This is a genomic window from Sphingomonas sp. CFBP 13720 (genome assembly GCF_014842075.1).
Classification (GTDB): domain Bacteria; phylum Pseudomonadota; class Alphaproteobacteria; order Sphingomonadales; family Sphingomonadaceae; genus Sphingomonas.
In genome coordinates this window covers 721,098-735,382 of sequence record NZ_JACYVA010000001.1, presented here as the reverse complement: position 1 = coordinate 735,382, position 14,285 = coordinate 721,098, and the positions used below count along the sequence as shown (strand labels likewise).

Below are 14,285 nucleotides of genomic sequence, written 5' to 3'. Positions count from 1 at the left end.
CACGACCGCGATCATAGATACGCCAGTATCAAGGAGATTATCATGCCGACCAAGACCGTCACCGATACCAGCTTTTCCGCCGACGTCCTGCAGTCCGACAAGCCGGTGCTGGTCGACTTCTGGGCCGACTGGTGCGGTCCGTGCAAGATGATCGCCCCCGCGCTGGAGGAGATTTCGGAAGAACTGGGTGACCGGCTGACGATCGCCAAGGTCGATATCATGGCCAATCCCGAGATCGCTGGGCAGATGGGCGTCCAGTCGATCCCGCTGCTCAAGCTGTTCAAGAACGGCCAGGCGGTTGCCGATCTGCTAGGCGCGCGGCCGAAGAGCCAGTTGAAGGCGTGGATCGAAGGCGAACTGGGCTGATGTTTCTGGCGGTGCTGTTGCTTCAGGCGGCGGCACCGCCACCCCGTTCGTTTCCGGCACCTGGTGACGATGCGGGATGCGATCGAAACGCCATCCGCTACACCGACGAGCGCGAATGGGACGGGGTCTGGATCAACGATTTCGAAGGGTCGGAATTCATCGAAGGTGCGACGTCGCTCGCCGGCCTTCGGCGGAATGTTGCCCGGGCGTGGTTCGATGACCGCGATCGTGCCGCGTTCGACGGCACCGAGTTCGTGCCCGGCCCCTTTGGCAAAGCCTATCGCATCCGCTTTATCGGGCGTCGCAGTATCGATGCTCCGCCCGGAAGCCGGTGCGGGTTCGGCCATATGGGCATGTCTACCGCAACGATCGTCGCCACTCGGATTACAGCGATGGAACCGCTAGGCGATATTCGCTGACCATCAACTCCGGTAATCGGCGTTGATCGAGATGTAGCCGTGCGTCAGGTCGCACGTCCACACCGTCGCCCGGCCTTCGCCCAGATGCAGGTCGACGCCGACCTCGACTTCCTGCCCCGTCAGATGCGCCGCGACCGGCGCTTCGTCATAGCCCGCGACCGCCAGCCCCGCTTCCGCTACCTGCGTCGTGCCGAAGCGGATCGACAGCCGGTCGCGCTCGGCGGGTTCGCCGGCCTTGCCGACCGCCATGACCACGCGGCCCCAATTGGCATCCTGTCCCGCGATGGCGGTCTTGACCAAGGGCGAGTTCGCGATGCTCATCGCGATGCGGTGGGCGCTGGCGTCCGATTCCGCGCCTTCGACCTGTATCGTGATGAATTTGCTGGCACCTTCGCCGTCGCGCACCACCAGATGCGCGAGTTGGCGGCACAGGTCGTGCAACGCCGCCGCGAACGAATCCGCGCCATCGTCGTCGAATGACGCGATCGGATCGTTGCCCGCCGCACCGGTGGCGAAGGCGAGAACCGTATCGCTGGTCGACGTGTCGCCGTCGACGGTGATGCAGGAAAAGGTGCGGCGATTGGCCGCCTCCAGCGCCGATTGCAGGAACGCCGGATCGACCGCCGCGTCGGTGAAGACGAAGCCGAGCATCGTCGCCATGTCCGGCGCGATCATGCCCGACCCCTTGATGATGCCGGCCAGCTTGACCGTATGCGCGCCGATCTTGGCGGTGACGAACGCGCCCTTGGCAAACGTGTCGGTGGTGCCGATCGTGTCGGCCGCCGCCTGCCAGTCGCAAGGTTCGGCGACGAACGCGGCGTCCAGCCCCGCTTCGGCGCGATCGATCGGCAGCGGTACGCCGATGACGCCGGTCGACGCGACGAACACGTCGGACGGCTGGCACCCGACCGCCTGCGCCGTGCGCGCCGCGATCGCTTCGACCGCCGCGCGGCCGCGATCGCCGGTGAACGCGTTGCTGTTGCCCGCATTGACCACCAGCGCCCGCGCCCGGCCGAGCACCAGCGCGCGGCGGCACCATTCGACTTCGGGCGAGGGACATTTGCTGTTGGTCAGCACGCCCGCCACCGCCGTACCCTCCGCCAGCGTCGCGAAGGTCAGGTCGAAGCGGTCCCAGTCCTTGTAGCGCGCGCGCGCGACGCGAAGCGTGACGCCCCCGATCGGCGGCAGCGCGGGGAACGGTGTGGCGAGGGGGGAAATGGTCGACATGGGGGCGGTGTCCGAATTGGCCCGGCCGGGCGAGGGGCAGGGAAAGAACGCTGGGACGGTTCCTACCCCCGGTACGCCCGGTTGCAACGCTTTGTTGCGACGACCCGCGATGTTGTGACGACCCGCGATCGGGCGGGAATGCGCGCCGGTCCGCCACGACTGGACGCCGCGCCGCCGCCGCCCTATGTCCTGCGGGCGAACGGTGGCTCGTTCTGCCGCCGAACCCTGTCGTCTGGACGTATCGCTTGCGCCTGTTGCTGTTTCTCTCCGCACTGTTGACGGGTCTGACCGGGTTGTTGCCCGGCACGGGGCCGGTCGGCGCGCGGCAGGTTGCACAGGCCCAGGCCGTGGCGGGCGCGATCGCCGTCGCCGTGGCCGAACGCGCAACGGCGGTGCGGGTAATCCCTGGGCAGCCGCTGGCCGAAACGCCGCCGCACCGCTTTCGCGCGGACGCGCCGCATGTCGACGTGCGCGCACGGATCGACAGCGCACGCGAATAGCGCGCCGCCGGCCTTCCCCTTCGACACTTTCCGACGCGGCCAGCGACTCCACGCGCCGCGTCCTTTTCAATCGCATCCAAGGAACCACGCATGTTCGGTGGCCTCGCCAAATCGCTTTTCGGGTCGTCCAACGACCGGTACGTCAAATCGCTCGGATCGATCGTCGACAAGATCAACGGTTTCGAGTCCGCGCTGACCGCGCTGGACGACACCGCGCTCGCCGCGCAGACCATCAAGTTCCGCGAGCGGCTGGCCAACGGCGCGAAGCTCGATTCGCTGCTGCCCGAAGCGTTCGCCACGGTGCGCGAAGCGTCGCGGCGCGTGCTGGGCATGCGCCATTTCGACGTGCAGATGGTCGGCGGGATCGTCCTTCATCGCGGTGAGATTGCCGAGATGCGCACCGGCGAGGGCAAGACGCTGGTGGCGACGCTGGCCTGTTACCTCAACGCCCTGCCGGGCGAAGGCGTGCATGTGGTGACCGTCAACGACTATCTGGCGCGGCGCGACGCCGAGCAGATGGGGCGCATCTATGGTTTCCTAGGCATGACGACCGGTGTGATCGTGCCGAATCTGGCCGATCACCAGCGTCGCGAGGCCTATGGCTCCGACATCACCTATGGCACGAACAACGAGTTCGGCTTCGATTACCTGCGCGACAACATGAAGTACGATCGCGCGTCGATGACGCAGCGGGCATTCAATTTCGCGATCGTCGACGAGGTCGATTCGATCCTGATCGACGAAGCGCGGACCCCGCTCATCATCTCCGGCCCGACCGACGACAAGTCGGACCTGTACCGGTCGGTGAACGAGGTCGTGCAGCGGCTGTCCGCCGACGATTACGAAAAGGACGAAAAGCAGAAGTCGATCATCCTGACCGAGGACGGGACGGAGAAGGTCGAGCGGATGCTGGAGGATGCCGGGCTGCTGATCGGCGCGAACCTGTACGATTTCGAAAATACGCAGGTCGTGCATCACGTGAACCAGGCGCTGCGCGCGAACATGATGTTCAAGCGCGATACCGATTACATCGTGAAGGACGGCAAGGTCGTCATCATCGACGAGTTCACCGGGCGCATGATGGACGGTCGCCGCTGGTCCGACGGCCTGCATCAGGCGACCGAGGCGAAGGAAGGCGTGACGATCGAGCCGGAAAACCAGACGTTGGCATCGATCACCTTCCAGAATTATTTCCGCATGTACCCGAAGCTGTCGGGCATGACCGGCACGGCGGCGACCGAAGCGCCCGAATTCTTCGACATCTACAAGATGAACGTCGTGTCGATTCCGACCAACGTTCAGGTCCGCCGCGTCGACGAGGAAGACGAGTTCTACAAGACGCTGGAGGACAAGTTCCGCGCGATCGCCAAGAAGATCCGCGAGCATGCCGGCAAGGGTCAGCCGGTGCTGGTCGGCACGGTGTCGATCGAGAAGTCGGAGCTGCTGTCCGAATTCCTGACGCAGGAACAGGTGCCACACAAGGTGCTGAACGCGCGCTACCACGAGATGGAGGCGCATATCGTGGCGCAGGCCGGCCGGCTGGGCGCGGTCACGATCGCGACCAACATGGCCGGACGCGGCACTGACATCCAGTTGGGCGGCAATCTGGAATTCCGCATGCTCGACGAGCATCCCGACCTGGTCGAGGGGACGGGCGAGTATGACGCGGTCGCCGCGCGCATCCGGGCGGAGATCATCGAGGAGAAGCAGGCCGTGCTGGCCGCGGGCGGGCTGTTCGTGCTGGGCACCGAACGGCATGAGAGCCGCCGCATCGACAACCAGTTGCGTGGTCGTTCGGGGCGGCAGGGCGATCCGGGCCTGTCGCGCTTCTATCTGTGCCTCGACGACGACCTGTTGCGCATCTTCGGGCCGGACACGCTGTTCGCCAAGATGATGCGCAACAATATCGAGGATGGCGAGGCGATCGGCAGTAAGTGGCTGAGCCGTGCGATCGAAACCGCGCAGAAGAAGGTCGAGGCGCGCAATTACGACGTCCGCAAGCAGGTCGTCGAATATGACGACGTGATGAACGATCAGCGCAAGGTCATCTATGAACAGCGCGCCGACGTGATGGATGCCGACACGGTCGGCGACGTCGTGATCGACATGCGCCATGCGACGGTCAATTCGATCGTCGGCGATGCGGTGCCGCCCGACAGCTATCCCGAACAGTGGAACGTCGCGGGGTTGCAGGAGCGCGCGCAGGAAATCCTGGGGGTCGACGCGCCGGTCGCCGACTGGGTGGCGAACGAGGATGGGCTGGACGCCGAAACGCTGGAAGAGCGTATCCGCACCGATGCCGACAGGCTGGTCGACGGCAAGGCGGCCGAACTCGACCCCGAAGGCTGGACGCAGATCGAGAAGTCGATCCTGCTCCAGACGCTCGACCATCACTGGAAAGAACATCTGGCGATGCTCGACGCGCTGCGGGCGGTCATCCACCTGCGCGCCTATGCCCAGAAGACGCCGATCAACGAATATAAGCAGGAAGCGTTCGCGCTGTTCGAACGGATGCTATCGAGCATCCGCGAGGATGTGACCCGGACGATGGCGCACGCCAACTTCAATTTCCAGATGCCGACCGACCTGCCCGAACTGCCGGACTTTCTGACGATGCATATCGACCCGCTGTCGGGGGAAGACGACACATGGGATATCGATGCCGGCACGCAGGGGCTGGTGACGACGCGCATGCCGATGCTGCAGATGCCGCAGGGCGATCCGCAGGCGATGGGCGAGGACCCGGCAAGCTGGGAAGGCGTGGTCAGCCGCAACTCGCCTTGCCCATGCGGGTCGGGGCGCAAGTACAAGCATTGCCACGGCGCACTGGGCTAGAGCGTTTTCCGACCAGTTTGAACCGCCGTCATCGCCCTTCTGGCGCCTGCTTGGCAGCGGGGCAATTTCGATCCGGGCCGGCGTTGCTCGTCGGTCACGATGCTTCAGCGTCGCTCCCTCCTCGCGCCTTGCCCCGAACCGAAATCACCGCCGTGCCGGTGATCCAGCCTGATCGGAAACCGCTCTAACGCCGCCCCGCGCCGAAGCGCGAACGAAGAAAAGGCCGCCGCCCGGACCCGGACGACGGCCTTTTTGCTGTCGGTATGCGTCCGTTCAGCGCGTGGCGGGACGCGAGTCCGGCGCCGTCACGCTCGGCCCGAGGCTCTGGAGCACCGAGCGCGCATCGAAGGCGCGGATATTGTCGCGCGGCTTTGCACCGCGACCCAGCACGATTTCCGCCATCGCTTCATATTTGTCGACGGTGCGGATATCGACCGACCGGTCGAAGAAGGGATCGCCCCAGAACGGGTCCCACCGACGCCAGCCGAAGCCCGCGCTGCGATAGCGCCATGCCGGACCCCAGCCACCGCCGCCCCATCCGAATCCGCCGCCGAACCCTGCGCCGCCCCATCCGGGCGTCGAATAGGTGCGGCTGCGCAGGTTGGTGTCGCGATCGGCGAGCACGAAATGGTCATAACCATGTTCCAGCGTGAGCTGGGCCGCGCGATAGAGCAGATAGCGTTCGACCGTTTCACGCGATGTCAGGCTGTTGCCCGAAAAGCTGACCTGATAGCGGTTCGGTTCGATCTGTTGGTCGCTATACCCGTTGCGGTAGAAACCCTGACCGCTGGCGGGCTGATAGGGGGTCGGCGTGGCGCAGGCGGCGAGCGCCAGTCCCCCGACGATGGTCGTGCCGATCACGCGAAGGCGGGCACGCGAGGCAAAGTGCAGCAACATCCGGATTCTCCAATGCCGCCACGGATTGCCCGATATCGGCGACGATCTGTCGCGATGAAACGATCGAGGTCGCCGAACGGGTCCGTGGCGCGGCACGACGAAAGGTGCCACAGCGAAGATTAGCCGAGGCTGAACGCCGGGTAAACGGCATTGCCATGGCGGGTCATACGGATTGTCGAGTGCGGGTCCGCATCGCGGAGGGTCGCTGGCTCCCTGAGTAGGATTCGAACCTACGGCCATTCGATTAACAGTCGAATGCTCTACCGCTGAGCTATCAGGGAACAACTGCGAGGCCGGGTCTTTACCAGCGGTTCGCGGTATTGCAACCCGTTTCGTGCACTTAAACCGTATAACCGTGGTTCAGCCGGCGAACTGTTCCATCGTGATCCGGTCGTCCAGCGCGTGTTCGGGATCGAACAGCAGCGTCAGGTCGCGGACATGGTCGATCGCCACGTCGACCCGCGCCACGTCGCGTACCTCGCGCTGGTCGGCGACCGCCGATACCGGACGCTTGTGGGGTTCGAGCACGCGCAACGAAATCCGCGCCTTGTCGGGCAGGATCGCGCCGCGCCACCGCCGGGGGCGGAACGGGCTGATCGGGGTCAGCGCCAGCATGGCCGATCCCATCGGCAGGATCGGGCCGTTCGCGGACAGGTTGTACGCGGTCGATCCGGCGGGCGTCGCGGCAAGGATGCCGTCGCACACCAGTTCGGGCATCACCACCCGGTCGTTGACCGATACTTCCAGCTTGGCGGTCTGGCGCGTTTCGCGCAGCAGCGACACCTCGTTGATCGCGGGCAGCACGCGGACCTCGCCGTCCATGGTCGTGGCCGTCATCGACAGCGGCGACACGCGGAACGGTTTCGCGCGGCCAAGGCGGTGTTCGATATCCTCGATCCGCCATTCGTTCATCAGAAACCCGACGGTGCCAAGGTTCATGCCGAACACCGGCACGGTCCGGCGCCGTTCGAGCAGGACGTGCAGCACCTGTAACAGGAACCCGTCGCCGCCCAGCGCGACGATGATATCGGCGTCCTCGATCCCGACCCAGTCATAGCGTTCGCGCAACGCCGTTTCGGCCGCGCGCGCGGGTGCGGTGGGCGACGCCAGCAACGCGCGACGCGTCGTCATCCGCCGGTCACGCTCATGTGGCGGGCGACGGCGGGGGCGCTGCCGGCTTCGATACGGAAATCATGCGCGGCGGGCTTCATCGGCAATGCACGGTCGAGCGCATCGTCGAGCGCGGCGATCCCGCCGGTGCGCAGCGCTTCCTTCAAGTCGACATGATCGTCATGGCCGAGACAGAGATACAGCTTGCCCTCCGTCGTCAGCCGCACGCGGTTGCACCCGCCGCAGAAATTCTCGGTCAGCGGGGAAATGAGGCCAAGGCGATTGCCATGTTCCCCCACGCGCCAGTAACGCGCGGGGCCGCCGGTACGATGCGTGTCGCGGGACAGCGCGAAGCGGGCGGAAAGCGTTTCGAACACGTGCGTCAACGGCACGAACCGGTCGGTGCGATCCTCGTCGATCGCGCCCATCGGCATCGTTTCGATCAGCGACAGGTCGTGCCCCTCGCGCCCGCACCAGTCGAGCATGTCGCCGACATGGTCTTCGTTCAGCCCCTTGAGCACGACCATGTTGATCTTGACCGTCAGCCCCGCCTCGCGCGCGGCGGCAATACCGTCCAGCACCTGTGCCACGTCGCCGTGGCGGGTGATGTGGCGGAACACGCCGGGATCGAGGCTGTCGAGGCTGACGTTGATGCGGCGGATGCCCGCATCCGCCAGCGCGGGCGCATGCAGGCGCAGCCGCGTGGCGTTGGTCGTCATGGTCAGTTCGTCCAGCCCGTGCCCGACCATCCGGCCCAGCCGGCGGACCAGATCGCCGACGTCGCGCCGCACCAGCGGCTCGCCGCCCGACAGGCGGATACGGTCGATCCCGCGCGCGACGAATCGTTCGGCGATGACCGCGATCTCTTCGAGTCCGAGCAGCCGGTCGCGCGGCAGGAACGTCATCGATTCGGCCATGCAATACCGACAGCGCAGATCGCAGCGATCGGTGACGGATATCCGTAGATAGCGGATGGTGCGACCATGCGCGTCGACGAGGGAGGGGGCGCACGTCATGAACCGCAAAGCTAGGGTGCGTTGCGAAGCCGTACAAGGTGTCCATTGCCGCTCGCCGCGTCGCGCCCTACCATCGTCCGTGATGGACGGGGGGCAAACCGGGTGGCGCGGCCACGACACCACGCGGGAGCGCGCATTGTTCGTATTGTCGTTCCGGCAATGCGACGAACTGGGCAGCCTGTTGTCGCGGGCCGGCTGGCGGGTCGTGTCCGCACGCCGCGCCGACGGCATCCGTCAGCGCGTCGCGGCCAGCGGTTCGGCGATCGCCGTGGTCGACGCGCGTGGATCGATCGAGGAGGGGATTGCCGCGACGGCCGAACTGGCGCGAGTGGCCAGCCATGGCGACGCGCTGCTGGTGCTGGTGTCGAAGGGGGATGCGGGGCGGCTGGGCGCGGTGTTCGATGCCGGCGCGACCCATTTCCTCGTCAGCCCGATCGCCGAGGACGAACTGATCCACGCCATCCGGTTCGCCGAGCGCCATGTCACGCGGATGGGCGGCGGCTGGCACGATCCGTTGACCGGTGGCGGCGCGCTGCTCGGCTGGCGGCACGATGCCCGGCGCGACGTGGTGCAGTTGACCCCGGCGCTGGCGGAGGCGACCGGGCTGCCCGAATCACTGCCGCCACGCGCGCTGTTGCGGCATGTCGGGCGCGACGGGCGGCGGACCGCGCTGGCGGCGATCCGCCGGCTCGAAACCGCCACGCCCGCCACCGCGTTCGCGCATGATCTGGCCGGGCTGGGCCGGGTGGTGCAGCATGTCGCGCGCGATGCGCATAGCGGTCGGCTGCACGCGCTGGTCGAACCGCTGGCGCGGATCGGCGATATCGGCGCGGTGGTGCGGGATGCGCTGGGCTCGGTCCGCGACCTGCCCGGCGCGATACGTTGGCTCGACCGCCGGATCGCGGCGGGCGATGCCCCGGTGGTGCGGGTGCTGGCGGTCGGCGGGGTCGATCCGGTCAACCGGCAACAGGGGCGGGCGGTCGGCGACGCGCTGCTCCGCGCGGTCGAACGCCGGTTCGAACGCACGATGCGCGAAACCGGCATCGCCCGGGCGGCGGTGGCGCGGCTGGGCGGCACTGAATTTGCCGTGCTGATCCCGCGCGCGGCGGACCGCGATCCGGCCGACGCGCTGTCGGAGGCGCTGGCCCGGCCGTTCGTGGCCGGAACCGCGATGGTCGCGCTGACGCTGCGTCAGGCGAGCGCGACCGCGCAATCGGGCGAGGGCGGCGGCGCGCTGATCCGGCGCGTACAGGCGCTGTTGCCCGGCGCACGGGCGGGCGACCCCGACCGTCCGGTCGCGCCCGACGATGCGCAGCGTCTGGCCGCCGACATCGCGCGCGCGATCGAACAGGGCGAAATCGCGATCCTGTTCCAGCCGCAGGTCGGCATGCACGACGGGCGCATCGTCGGTGTCGAGGCGCTGGCCCGCTGGCGGCATGGCCGCGACGGCGAACTGGGGGCCGAACTGCTGTTCGACGCCGCGACCCGCGCCGGGCTGGCCGGGCGGTTGTCGGCGCATGTCCAGGCCGAAGCGCTGCGGATCGCGGCGGGCTGGCCGGATGCGCTCTCTCATCTGCGCCTGTCGGTGAACGTCACGGCGGAGGACGTGGCACAGATCGACTTCGCCGACCAATTGCTGGCGCGCGCCGACGCTACTGGATTCCCGCGCGACCGGCTGACCGTCGAGATTACCGAAAACGGGCTGATCGCCGAACTGGGCGAGGCCGCGGGATTGCTGGCGCGGTTGCGCGCAGCGAAATGTCGCGTTGCCATCGACGATTTCGGGACCGGCTATTCCAGCCTCGCTTATCTGAAGGCATTGCCGCTCGACTATCTCAAGATTGACCGGCGGCTGGCGCAGGACATCGTCGGATCGCCGCGCGACCGGGTGGTGGTGCGCGGCGTGATCGACATGGCGCGCTCGCTGGGGCTGGCGGTAATTGCCGAGGGCGTCGAAACCGTCGATCAGCGCGATGCGCTCGCGGCGGAAGGATGCGAACTGTATCAGGGGTTTCTGTGCGCGGAGCCGCTGGAAGTACCCGCCCTCGTGGCGCTGATCGGCGGCGGCTGAACCGGGCGATTCGCCCCGTCCGAATCCTACCCCGCCGCCTTCGCCAGCCCGCGCGAAATCTGTAGCGCGGCGTTCAGTCGGGCCTGTGGATCGCCGAACGAGCGGCTGACGACCAGCTTCATGTCGGGACGCAGCTTGGCCGTGCCGTTGAGCTTTTCGACATAGGCGAGCAGCCCGTCGACGTTCGGAAACCTGTCCTCGTGAAAGCTGACGATCGCGCCCTTTGCGCCGACGTCGATCTTGGCGATGCACGCCTTCTTGGCGTTCAGCTTCGCCTCGATCAGTTGCAACAGGTTCTGCGTCGGCAGCGGCAGCTTGCCGAACCGGTCGATCAGCTCGGCGGCGAACGCATCGATGCCGCTACGGTCCTCGACGTCGTTCAGGCGGCGGTACAGCCCCATGCGCAGGTCGAGATCGGGGACGAAATCCTCCGGGATCAGGATCGGCGCATCGACGGTGATCGCGGGCGAGAAGTCCTTGGGACGGTCGGCGCGCAGGCCGCCGGCCTTGGCGTCCATGATCGCCTCTTCCAGCATCGACTGGTAGAGTTCGAAGCCGACTTCCTTGATATGCCCCGACTGTTCGTCGCCCAGCATGTTGCCGGCCCCCCGAATGTCCAGATCGTGACTGGCCAGCTGGAACCCGGCGCCCAGCGATTCGAGATCGGACAGCACCTTTAGCCGCTTTTCCGCCGCGTCGCTGACCATCCGTTCGGGCGGGGTGGTCATATAGGCATAGGCGCGCGTCTTCGACCGGCCGACCCGCCCGCGCAGCTGGTATAGCTGGGCAAGGCCGAACTTGTCGGCGCGGTTGATGATGAGCGTGTTGGCGGACGGAATGTCCAGCCCGCTTTCGACGATCGTGGTGGATACCAGCAGGTCGTAGCGCTTGTCGTAAAAGGCCGACATGCGTTCCTCGACCTCGCTCGGTGCCATCTGGCCATGCGCGACGACGTAGCGGATTTCGGGAATTTCCTCGGTCAGGAATTTCTCGATATCGGGCAGGTCGGCGACGCGCGGCGTGACGAAATAGGCCTGCCCGCCGCGATAATGTTCGCGCAGCAGCGCCTCGCGCAGCACCACCGGGTCCCACGGCATGATGTAGGTGCGCACCGCAAGCCGGTCGACCGGCGGAGTCTGGATCACCGACAGCTCGCGCAAGCCCGACATCGCCATCTGCAACGTGCGCGGAATCGGGGTGGCGGTCAGCGTCAGGACGTGGACGTCGGCCTTCATCGCCTTCAACCGTTCCTTGTGCGTGACGCCGAACCGCTGTTCCTCATCGACGATGACGAGGCCAAGACGCTTGAAATCGACCTGCTTGGACAGCACTGCATGGGTGCCGACCACGACGTCGATCGTCCCGGCGGCCAGCCCTTCGCGGACGGTCTTCGCCTCGGCCGCGGTGACCAGCCGCGACAGGCGACCGATCTCCATCGGGAATCCTTCGAACCGCGCCTTGAAATTATTGTAATGCTGGCGGGCGAGCAGCGTGGTGGGACACACGATCGCAACCTGCATGCCCGCCATCGCCGCGACGAACGCGGCGCGCAACGCGACCTCGGTCTTGCCGAAGCCGACATCGCCGACGACCAGCCGGTCCATCGGACGGCCGGCGGCAAGGTCTTCGAGCACGTCGCCGATCGCGCGCTCCTGATCCTCGGTCTCCTGATAGGGAAAGCGATCGACGAAGGCGGGGTATCCGCCACTGTCGGGTTCGGCGATATCGGCGGGGCGCATCGCGCGCTTGGCGGCGGTGACGATCAGTTCGCCCGCGATCTCGCGGATGCGATCCTTCATCTTCGCCTTGCGCCGCTGCCACGCCTCGCCGCCCAGCCGGTCGAGCGACGCGCCTTCCTCGCCCGATCCATAGCGGGAGAGGACTTCGAGATTCTCGACCGGCACGTACAGCTTGTCGCCGCCGGCATAGCTGAGCGCGACACAGTCGTGCGGCGCCTTCGCCACCGGAATCTGCGTCAGCCCCTCATACCGCCCGATGCCGTGGTCGGCATGGACGACCAGATCGCCCGGCGACAGCGTCGCCAGTTCCTGAAGGAACGCGTCGGTGTTCTTGCGCCGTTTGGCGCGCCGGACCAGCCGGTCGCCCAGCATGTCCTGTTCGGTCAGGACCGCGACGTTCGGCGCGGTGAAACCATGGTCGAGCGGCAGGACGACGAACGCCACGGTCGACGCCGCGCCGCCCAGCGCCTGCTGCCACGTATCGGCGGTGGTGATGCCGCGCAGTTCATGGTCGGTCAGCAGCCCGATCAGTCGTTCGCGCGCCCCTTCGGAATAGCTGGCGAGGATCGGCTTGCGCTTCTCCTTGCGCAGCCGTTCGATATGATCGACCACCGCTTCGTACACATTGACCTGCTGCGTGCGTTCGGGCGTGAAGTCGCGCGGGCCGTCGACGTCGAAATCCACCACCGTCGCGCTGTCTGGTTCGTGAAACGGCGTAACCTGATGCGCGGCCATGTCCGACAGGCGGTTGGTCCATTCGTCGGCCGACAGATACAGCGCGCCCGGCAACAGCGGGCGGTAACTGCCGGGATCGGCCGACTGCGCGCGGACGCGGTTGGTATGATAGTCGGTGATCGATTCGAACCGCTGCTCGGCGGCGGCGGGAACCCCGGCGTCGCGGACCAGCACCGTATCGGGGCCAAGATGGTCGAAAAACGTCTCCAGCCGGTCTTCGAAGAACGGCAGCCAATGCTCCATGCCCGACAGCCGGCGACCGTCGCTGATCGCCTGATAGATCGGATCGCCGGTCGCGGTCGCGCCGAACTTCTCGCGATATCGCGTGCGGAAGCGTTTGATCGATTCCTCGTCCAGCAACGCTTCGGACGCGGGCAGCAGCGTGAAACCATCGACGCGGCCGGTGGTGCGCTGATCTTCGGGTGCAAAGGTGCGGACGGTTTCGATCTCGTCGCCGAAGAAGTCGAGACGCAGGCCGACATCGGAACCCGACGGCCAAAGATCGACCAGCCCGCCGCGCACCGCGAATTCACCGGCATCATGGACGGTATCGACGCGGTTATACCCGTTGGCCTGCAACAGCGTCGACAGCCGTGGCAGCGAGATGCGCTCGCCGGGGGCCAGCCGCGCGACCAGTTGCCGGATGCGGAACGGGGTCAGCGTCCGCTGCGACGCCGCGTTGACCGTGGTGACGATCAGGCGCGGACCCTTGGCGGGGGTCTGGAGCAGGTGCAGCGCCGCCAGACGTTCGGCCATCGACCGCAGCGTCGGACTGGCACGGTCATAGGGCAGGCAGTCCCATGCCGGAAACTGGACGATCGCCAGATCGGGGGCGAAGAAGGGTGCCGTCGCCGCGACCGCCCGCATCGCCGCCTCGTCGGGGGCAAGATAGACCAGGTCGCCCTTGGTCCCACGCGCAAGGTCCGCGAGCAGCGACGGCAGGAACCCGGCGGGGACGCCGGCCAGCGTCAGCGATCGGGGGGCGGTCAGGATCTTCGACAGGTCGGGCATGGGGTTCCTGAACAGGGCCGGGCAGTCCGGTGTAGGTGACCGTTCGTCCTGAATACGAACGGGGTAACGCGTGGGTGGATCGACGGATCAGCGCGGGGCGACGGGCACGAAATCCATTGCGCGCATCGCGTGCAGCACGGGATGGTCGAACTGCGGCGGCACCGGCTGGACCTGCAGCGCCCACGCCATGATATCGACGTCCTGTTCCTCGATGAATTCTTCGTACCAGTCGATCTCCGCATCCGACCAGCGGTGCGAATGCGCGTCGAAATAGCCGCCGATCATCAGGTCGGCTTCCTTCGTTCCGCGATGCCAGCTGCGGAATTTCAGGCGTTTGAGGCGGGTATCGCGGTCCATGG

11 protein-coding genes and 1 tRNA gene are annotated in these 14,285 nt (G+C 66.7%); 5 read left to right on the top strand and 7 right to left on the bottom strand.

The window, feature by feature from the left end:
• Nucleotides 1-42: 42 nt before the first annotated feature.
• Both trxA and IFT55_RS03550 read left to right on the top strand, forming a co-directional pair.
• Entirely contained in the window at nt 43-366 is a 324-nt protein-coding gene (gene trxA / locus IFT55_RS03555; RefSeq protein WP_192089130.1) for a thioredoxin, read from the top strand.
• Nucleotides 366-785: a hypothetical protein gene (locus IFT55_RS03550; protein WP_192089129.1), complete on the top strand. Its 420-nt coding sequence runs from the start codon at nt 366-368 to the stop codon at nt 783-785. The genes trxA and IFT55_RS03550 overlap by 1 nt, the downstream gene beginning before the upstream one ends.
• Nucleotides 786-788: 3 nt before the next feature.
• Here IFT55_RS03550 and argJ read toward each other — a convergent pair whose 3' ends face one another.
• Nucleotides 789-2,012 (bottom strand): bifunctional glutamate N-acetyltransferase/amino-acid acetyltransferase ArgJ, encoded by a 1,224-nt coding sequence (gene argJ / locus IFT55_RS03545; RefSeq protein WP_192089127.1) that lies wholly within the window; start codon nt 2,010-2,012, stop codon nt 789-791.
• 245 nt (nt 2,013-2,257) lie between these two features.
• Here argJ and IFT55_RS03540 point away from each other — a divergent pair, with 245 nt between their 5' ends.
• On the top strand, nt 2,258-2,512 hold the full coding sequence (locus tag IFT55_RS03540) for a hypothetical protein (protein WP_192089126.1): 255 nt from the start codon (nt 2,258-2,260) through the stop codon (nt 2,510-2,512).
• 90 nt (nt 2,513-2,602) lie between these two features.
• Complete coding sequence (gene secA / locus IFT55_RS03535; RefSeq protein WP_192089124.1) at nt 2,603-5,347, top strand: preprotein translocase subunit SecA; 2,745 nt, start codon at nt 2,603-2,605, stop codon at nt 5,345-5,347.
• 273 nt (nt 5,348-5,620) lie between these two features.
• On the opposite strand, the gene IFT55_RS03530 is transcribed toward secA, so the two are convergent.
• The 4 genes from IFT55_RS03530 to moaA all read right to left on the bottom strand — a co-directional run bounded on the left by IFT55_RS03530 (nt 5,621) and on the right by moaA (nt 8,370).
• Nucleotides 5,621-6,244: a CC0125/CC1285 family lipoprotein gene (locus IFT55_RS03530; RefSeq protein WP_249403541.1), complete on the bottom strand. Its 624-nt coding sequence runs from the start codon at nt 6,242-6,244 to the stop codon at nt 5,621-5,623.
• 206 nt (nt 6,245-6,450) lie between these two features.
• A tRNA-Asn gene (locus IFT55_RS03525) sits at nt 6,451-6,525 on the bottom strand.
• Nucleotides 6,526-6,604: 79 nt separating this feature from the next.
• Nucleotides 6,605-7,375 (bottom strand): NAD kinase, encoded by a 771-nt coding sequence (locus tag IFT55_RS03520; RefSeq protein WP_192089122.1) that lies wholly within the window; start codon nt 7,373-7,375, stop codon nt 6,605-6,607.
• On the bottom strand, nt 7,372-8,370 hold the full coding sequence (gene moaA / locus IFT55_RS03515; protein WP_192089121.1) for a GTP 3',8-cyclase MoaA: 999 nt from the start codon (nt 8,368-8,370) through the stop codon (nt 7,372-7,374). Before moaA ends, IFT55_RS03520 begins: the two co-directional genes overlap by 4 nt.
• A gap of 82 nt (nt 8,371-8,452) precedes the next feature.
• On the opposite strand from moaA, the gene IFT55_RS03510 reads away from it, so the two are divergent.
• On the top strand, nt 8,453-10,441 hold the full coding sequence (locus IFT55_RS03510; protein WP_192089119.1) for an EAL domain-containing protein: 1,989 nt from the start codon (nt 8,453-8,455) through the stop codon (nt 10,439-10,441).
• A 26-nt stretch (nt 10,442-10,467) separates the two neighbouring features.
• Here the strand turns inward: IFT55_RS03510 and mfd are convergent, their stop codons facing one another.
• Together mfd and IFT55_RS03500 are read right to left on the bottom strand one after the other, a co-directional pair.
• Nucleotides 10,468-13,926 carry a transcription-repair coupling factor gene (mfd, locus tag IFT55_RS03505; RefSeq protein ID WP_192089117.1) on the bottom strand — a complete coding sequence of 1,153 codons (3,459 nt, stop codon included), beginning with the start codon at nt 13,924-13,926 and terminating at the stop codon, nt 10,468-10,470.
• 87 nt (nt 13,927-14,013) lie between these two features.
• A complete protein-coding gene (locus IFT55_RS03500; protein ID WP_192089115.1) occupies nt 14,014-14,283 on the bottom strand; it encodes an FAD assembly factor SdhE in 270 nt (89 codons plus the stop codon).
• Nucleotides 14,284-14,285: the final 2 nt, after the last annotated feature.

Excerpts from the sequence above, each read along its gene's own strand:
- IFT55_RS03520 (WP_192089122.1), bottom strand. The coding sequence starts at position 7,375 with ATGACGACGCGTCGCGCGTTGCTGGCGTCGCCCACCGCACCCGCGCGC.
- trxA (WP_192089130.1), top strand. The coding sequence starts at position 43 with ATGCCGACCAAGACCGTCACCGATACCAGCTTTTCCGCCGACGTCCTG.
- IFT55_RS03530 (WP_249403541.1), bottom strand. The coding sequence starts at position 6,244 with ATGTTGCTGCACTTTGCCTCGCGTGCCCGCCTTCGCGTGATCGGCACG.
- mfd (WP_192089117.1), bottom strand. The coding sequence starts at position 13,926 with ATGCCCGACCTGTCGAAGATCCTGACCGCCCCCCGATCGCTGACGCTG.
- argJ (WP_192089127.1), bottom strand. The coding sequence starts at position 2,012 with ATGTCGACCATTTCCCCCCTCGCCACACCGTTCCCCGCGCTGCCGCCG.
- IFT55_RS03510 (WP_192089119.1), top strand. The coding sequence starts at position 8,453 with ATGGACGGGGGGCAAACCGGGTGGCGCGGCCACGACACCACGCGGGAG.
- moaA (WP_192089121.1), bottom strand. The coding sequence starts at position 8,370 with ATGACGTGCGCCCCCTCCCTCGTCGACGCGCATGGTCGCACCATCCGC.
- IFT55_RS03550 (WP_192089129.1), top strand. The coding sequence starts at position 366 with ATGTTTCTGGCGGTGCTGTTGCTTCAGGCGGCGGCACCGCCACCCCGT.
- IFT55_RS03500 (WP_192089115.1), bottom strand. The coding sequence starts at position 14,283 with ATGGACCGCGATACCCGCCTCAAACGCCTGAAATTCCGCAGCTGGCAT.
- secA (WP_192089124.1), top strand. The coding sequence starts at position 2,603 with ATGTTCGGTGGCCTCGCCAAATCGCTTTTCGGGTCGTCCAACGACCGG.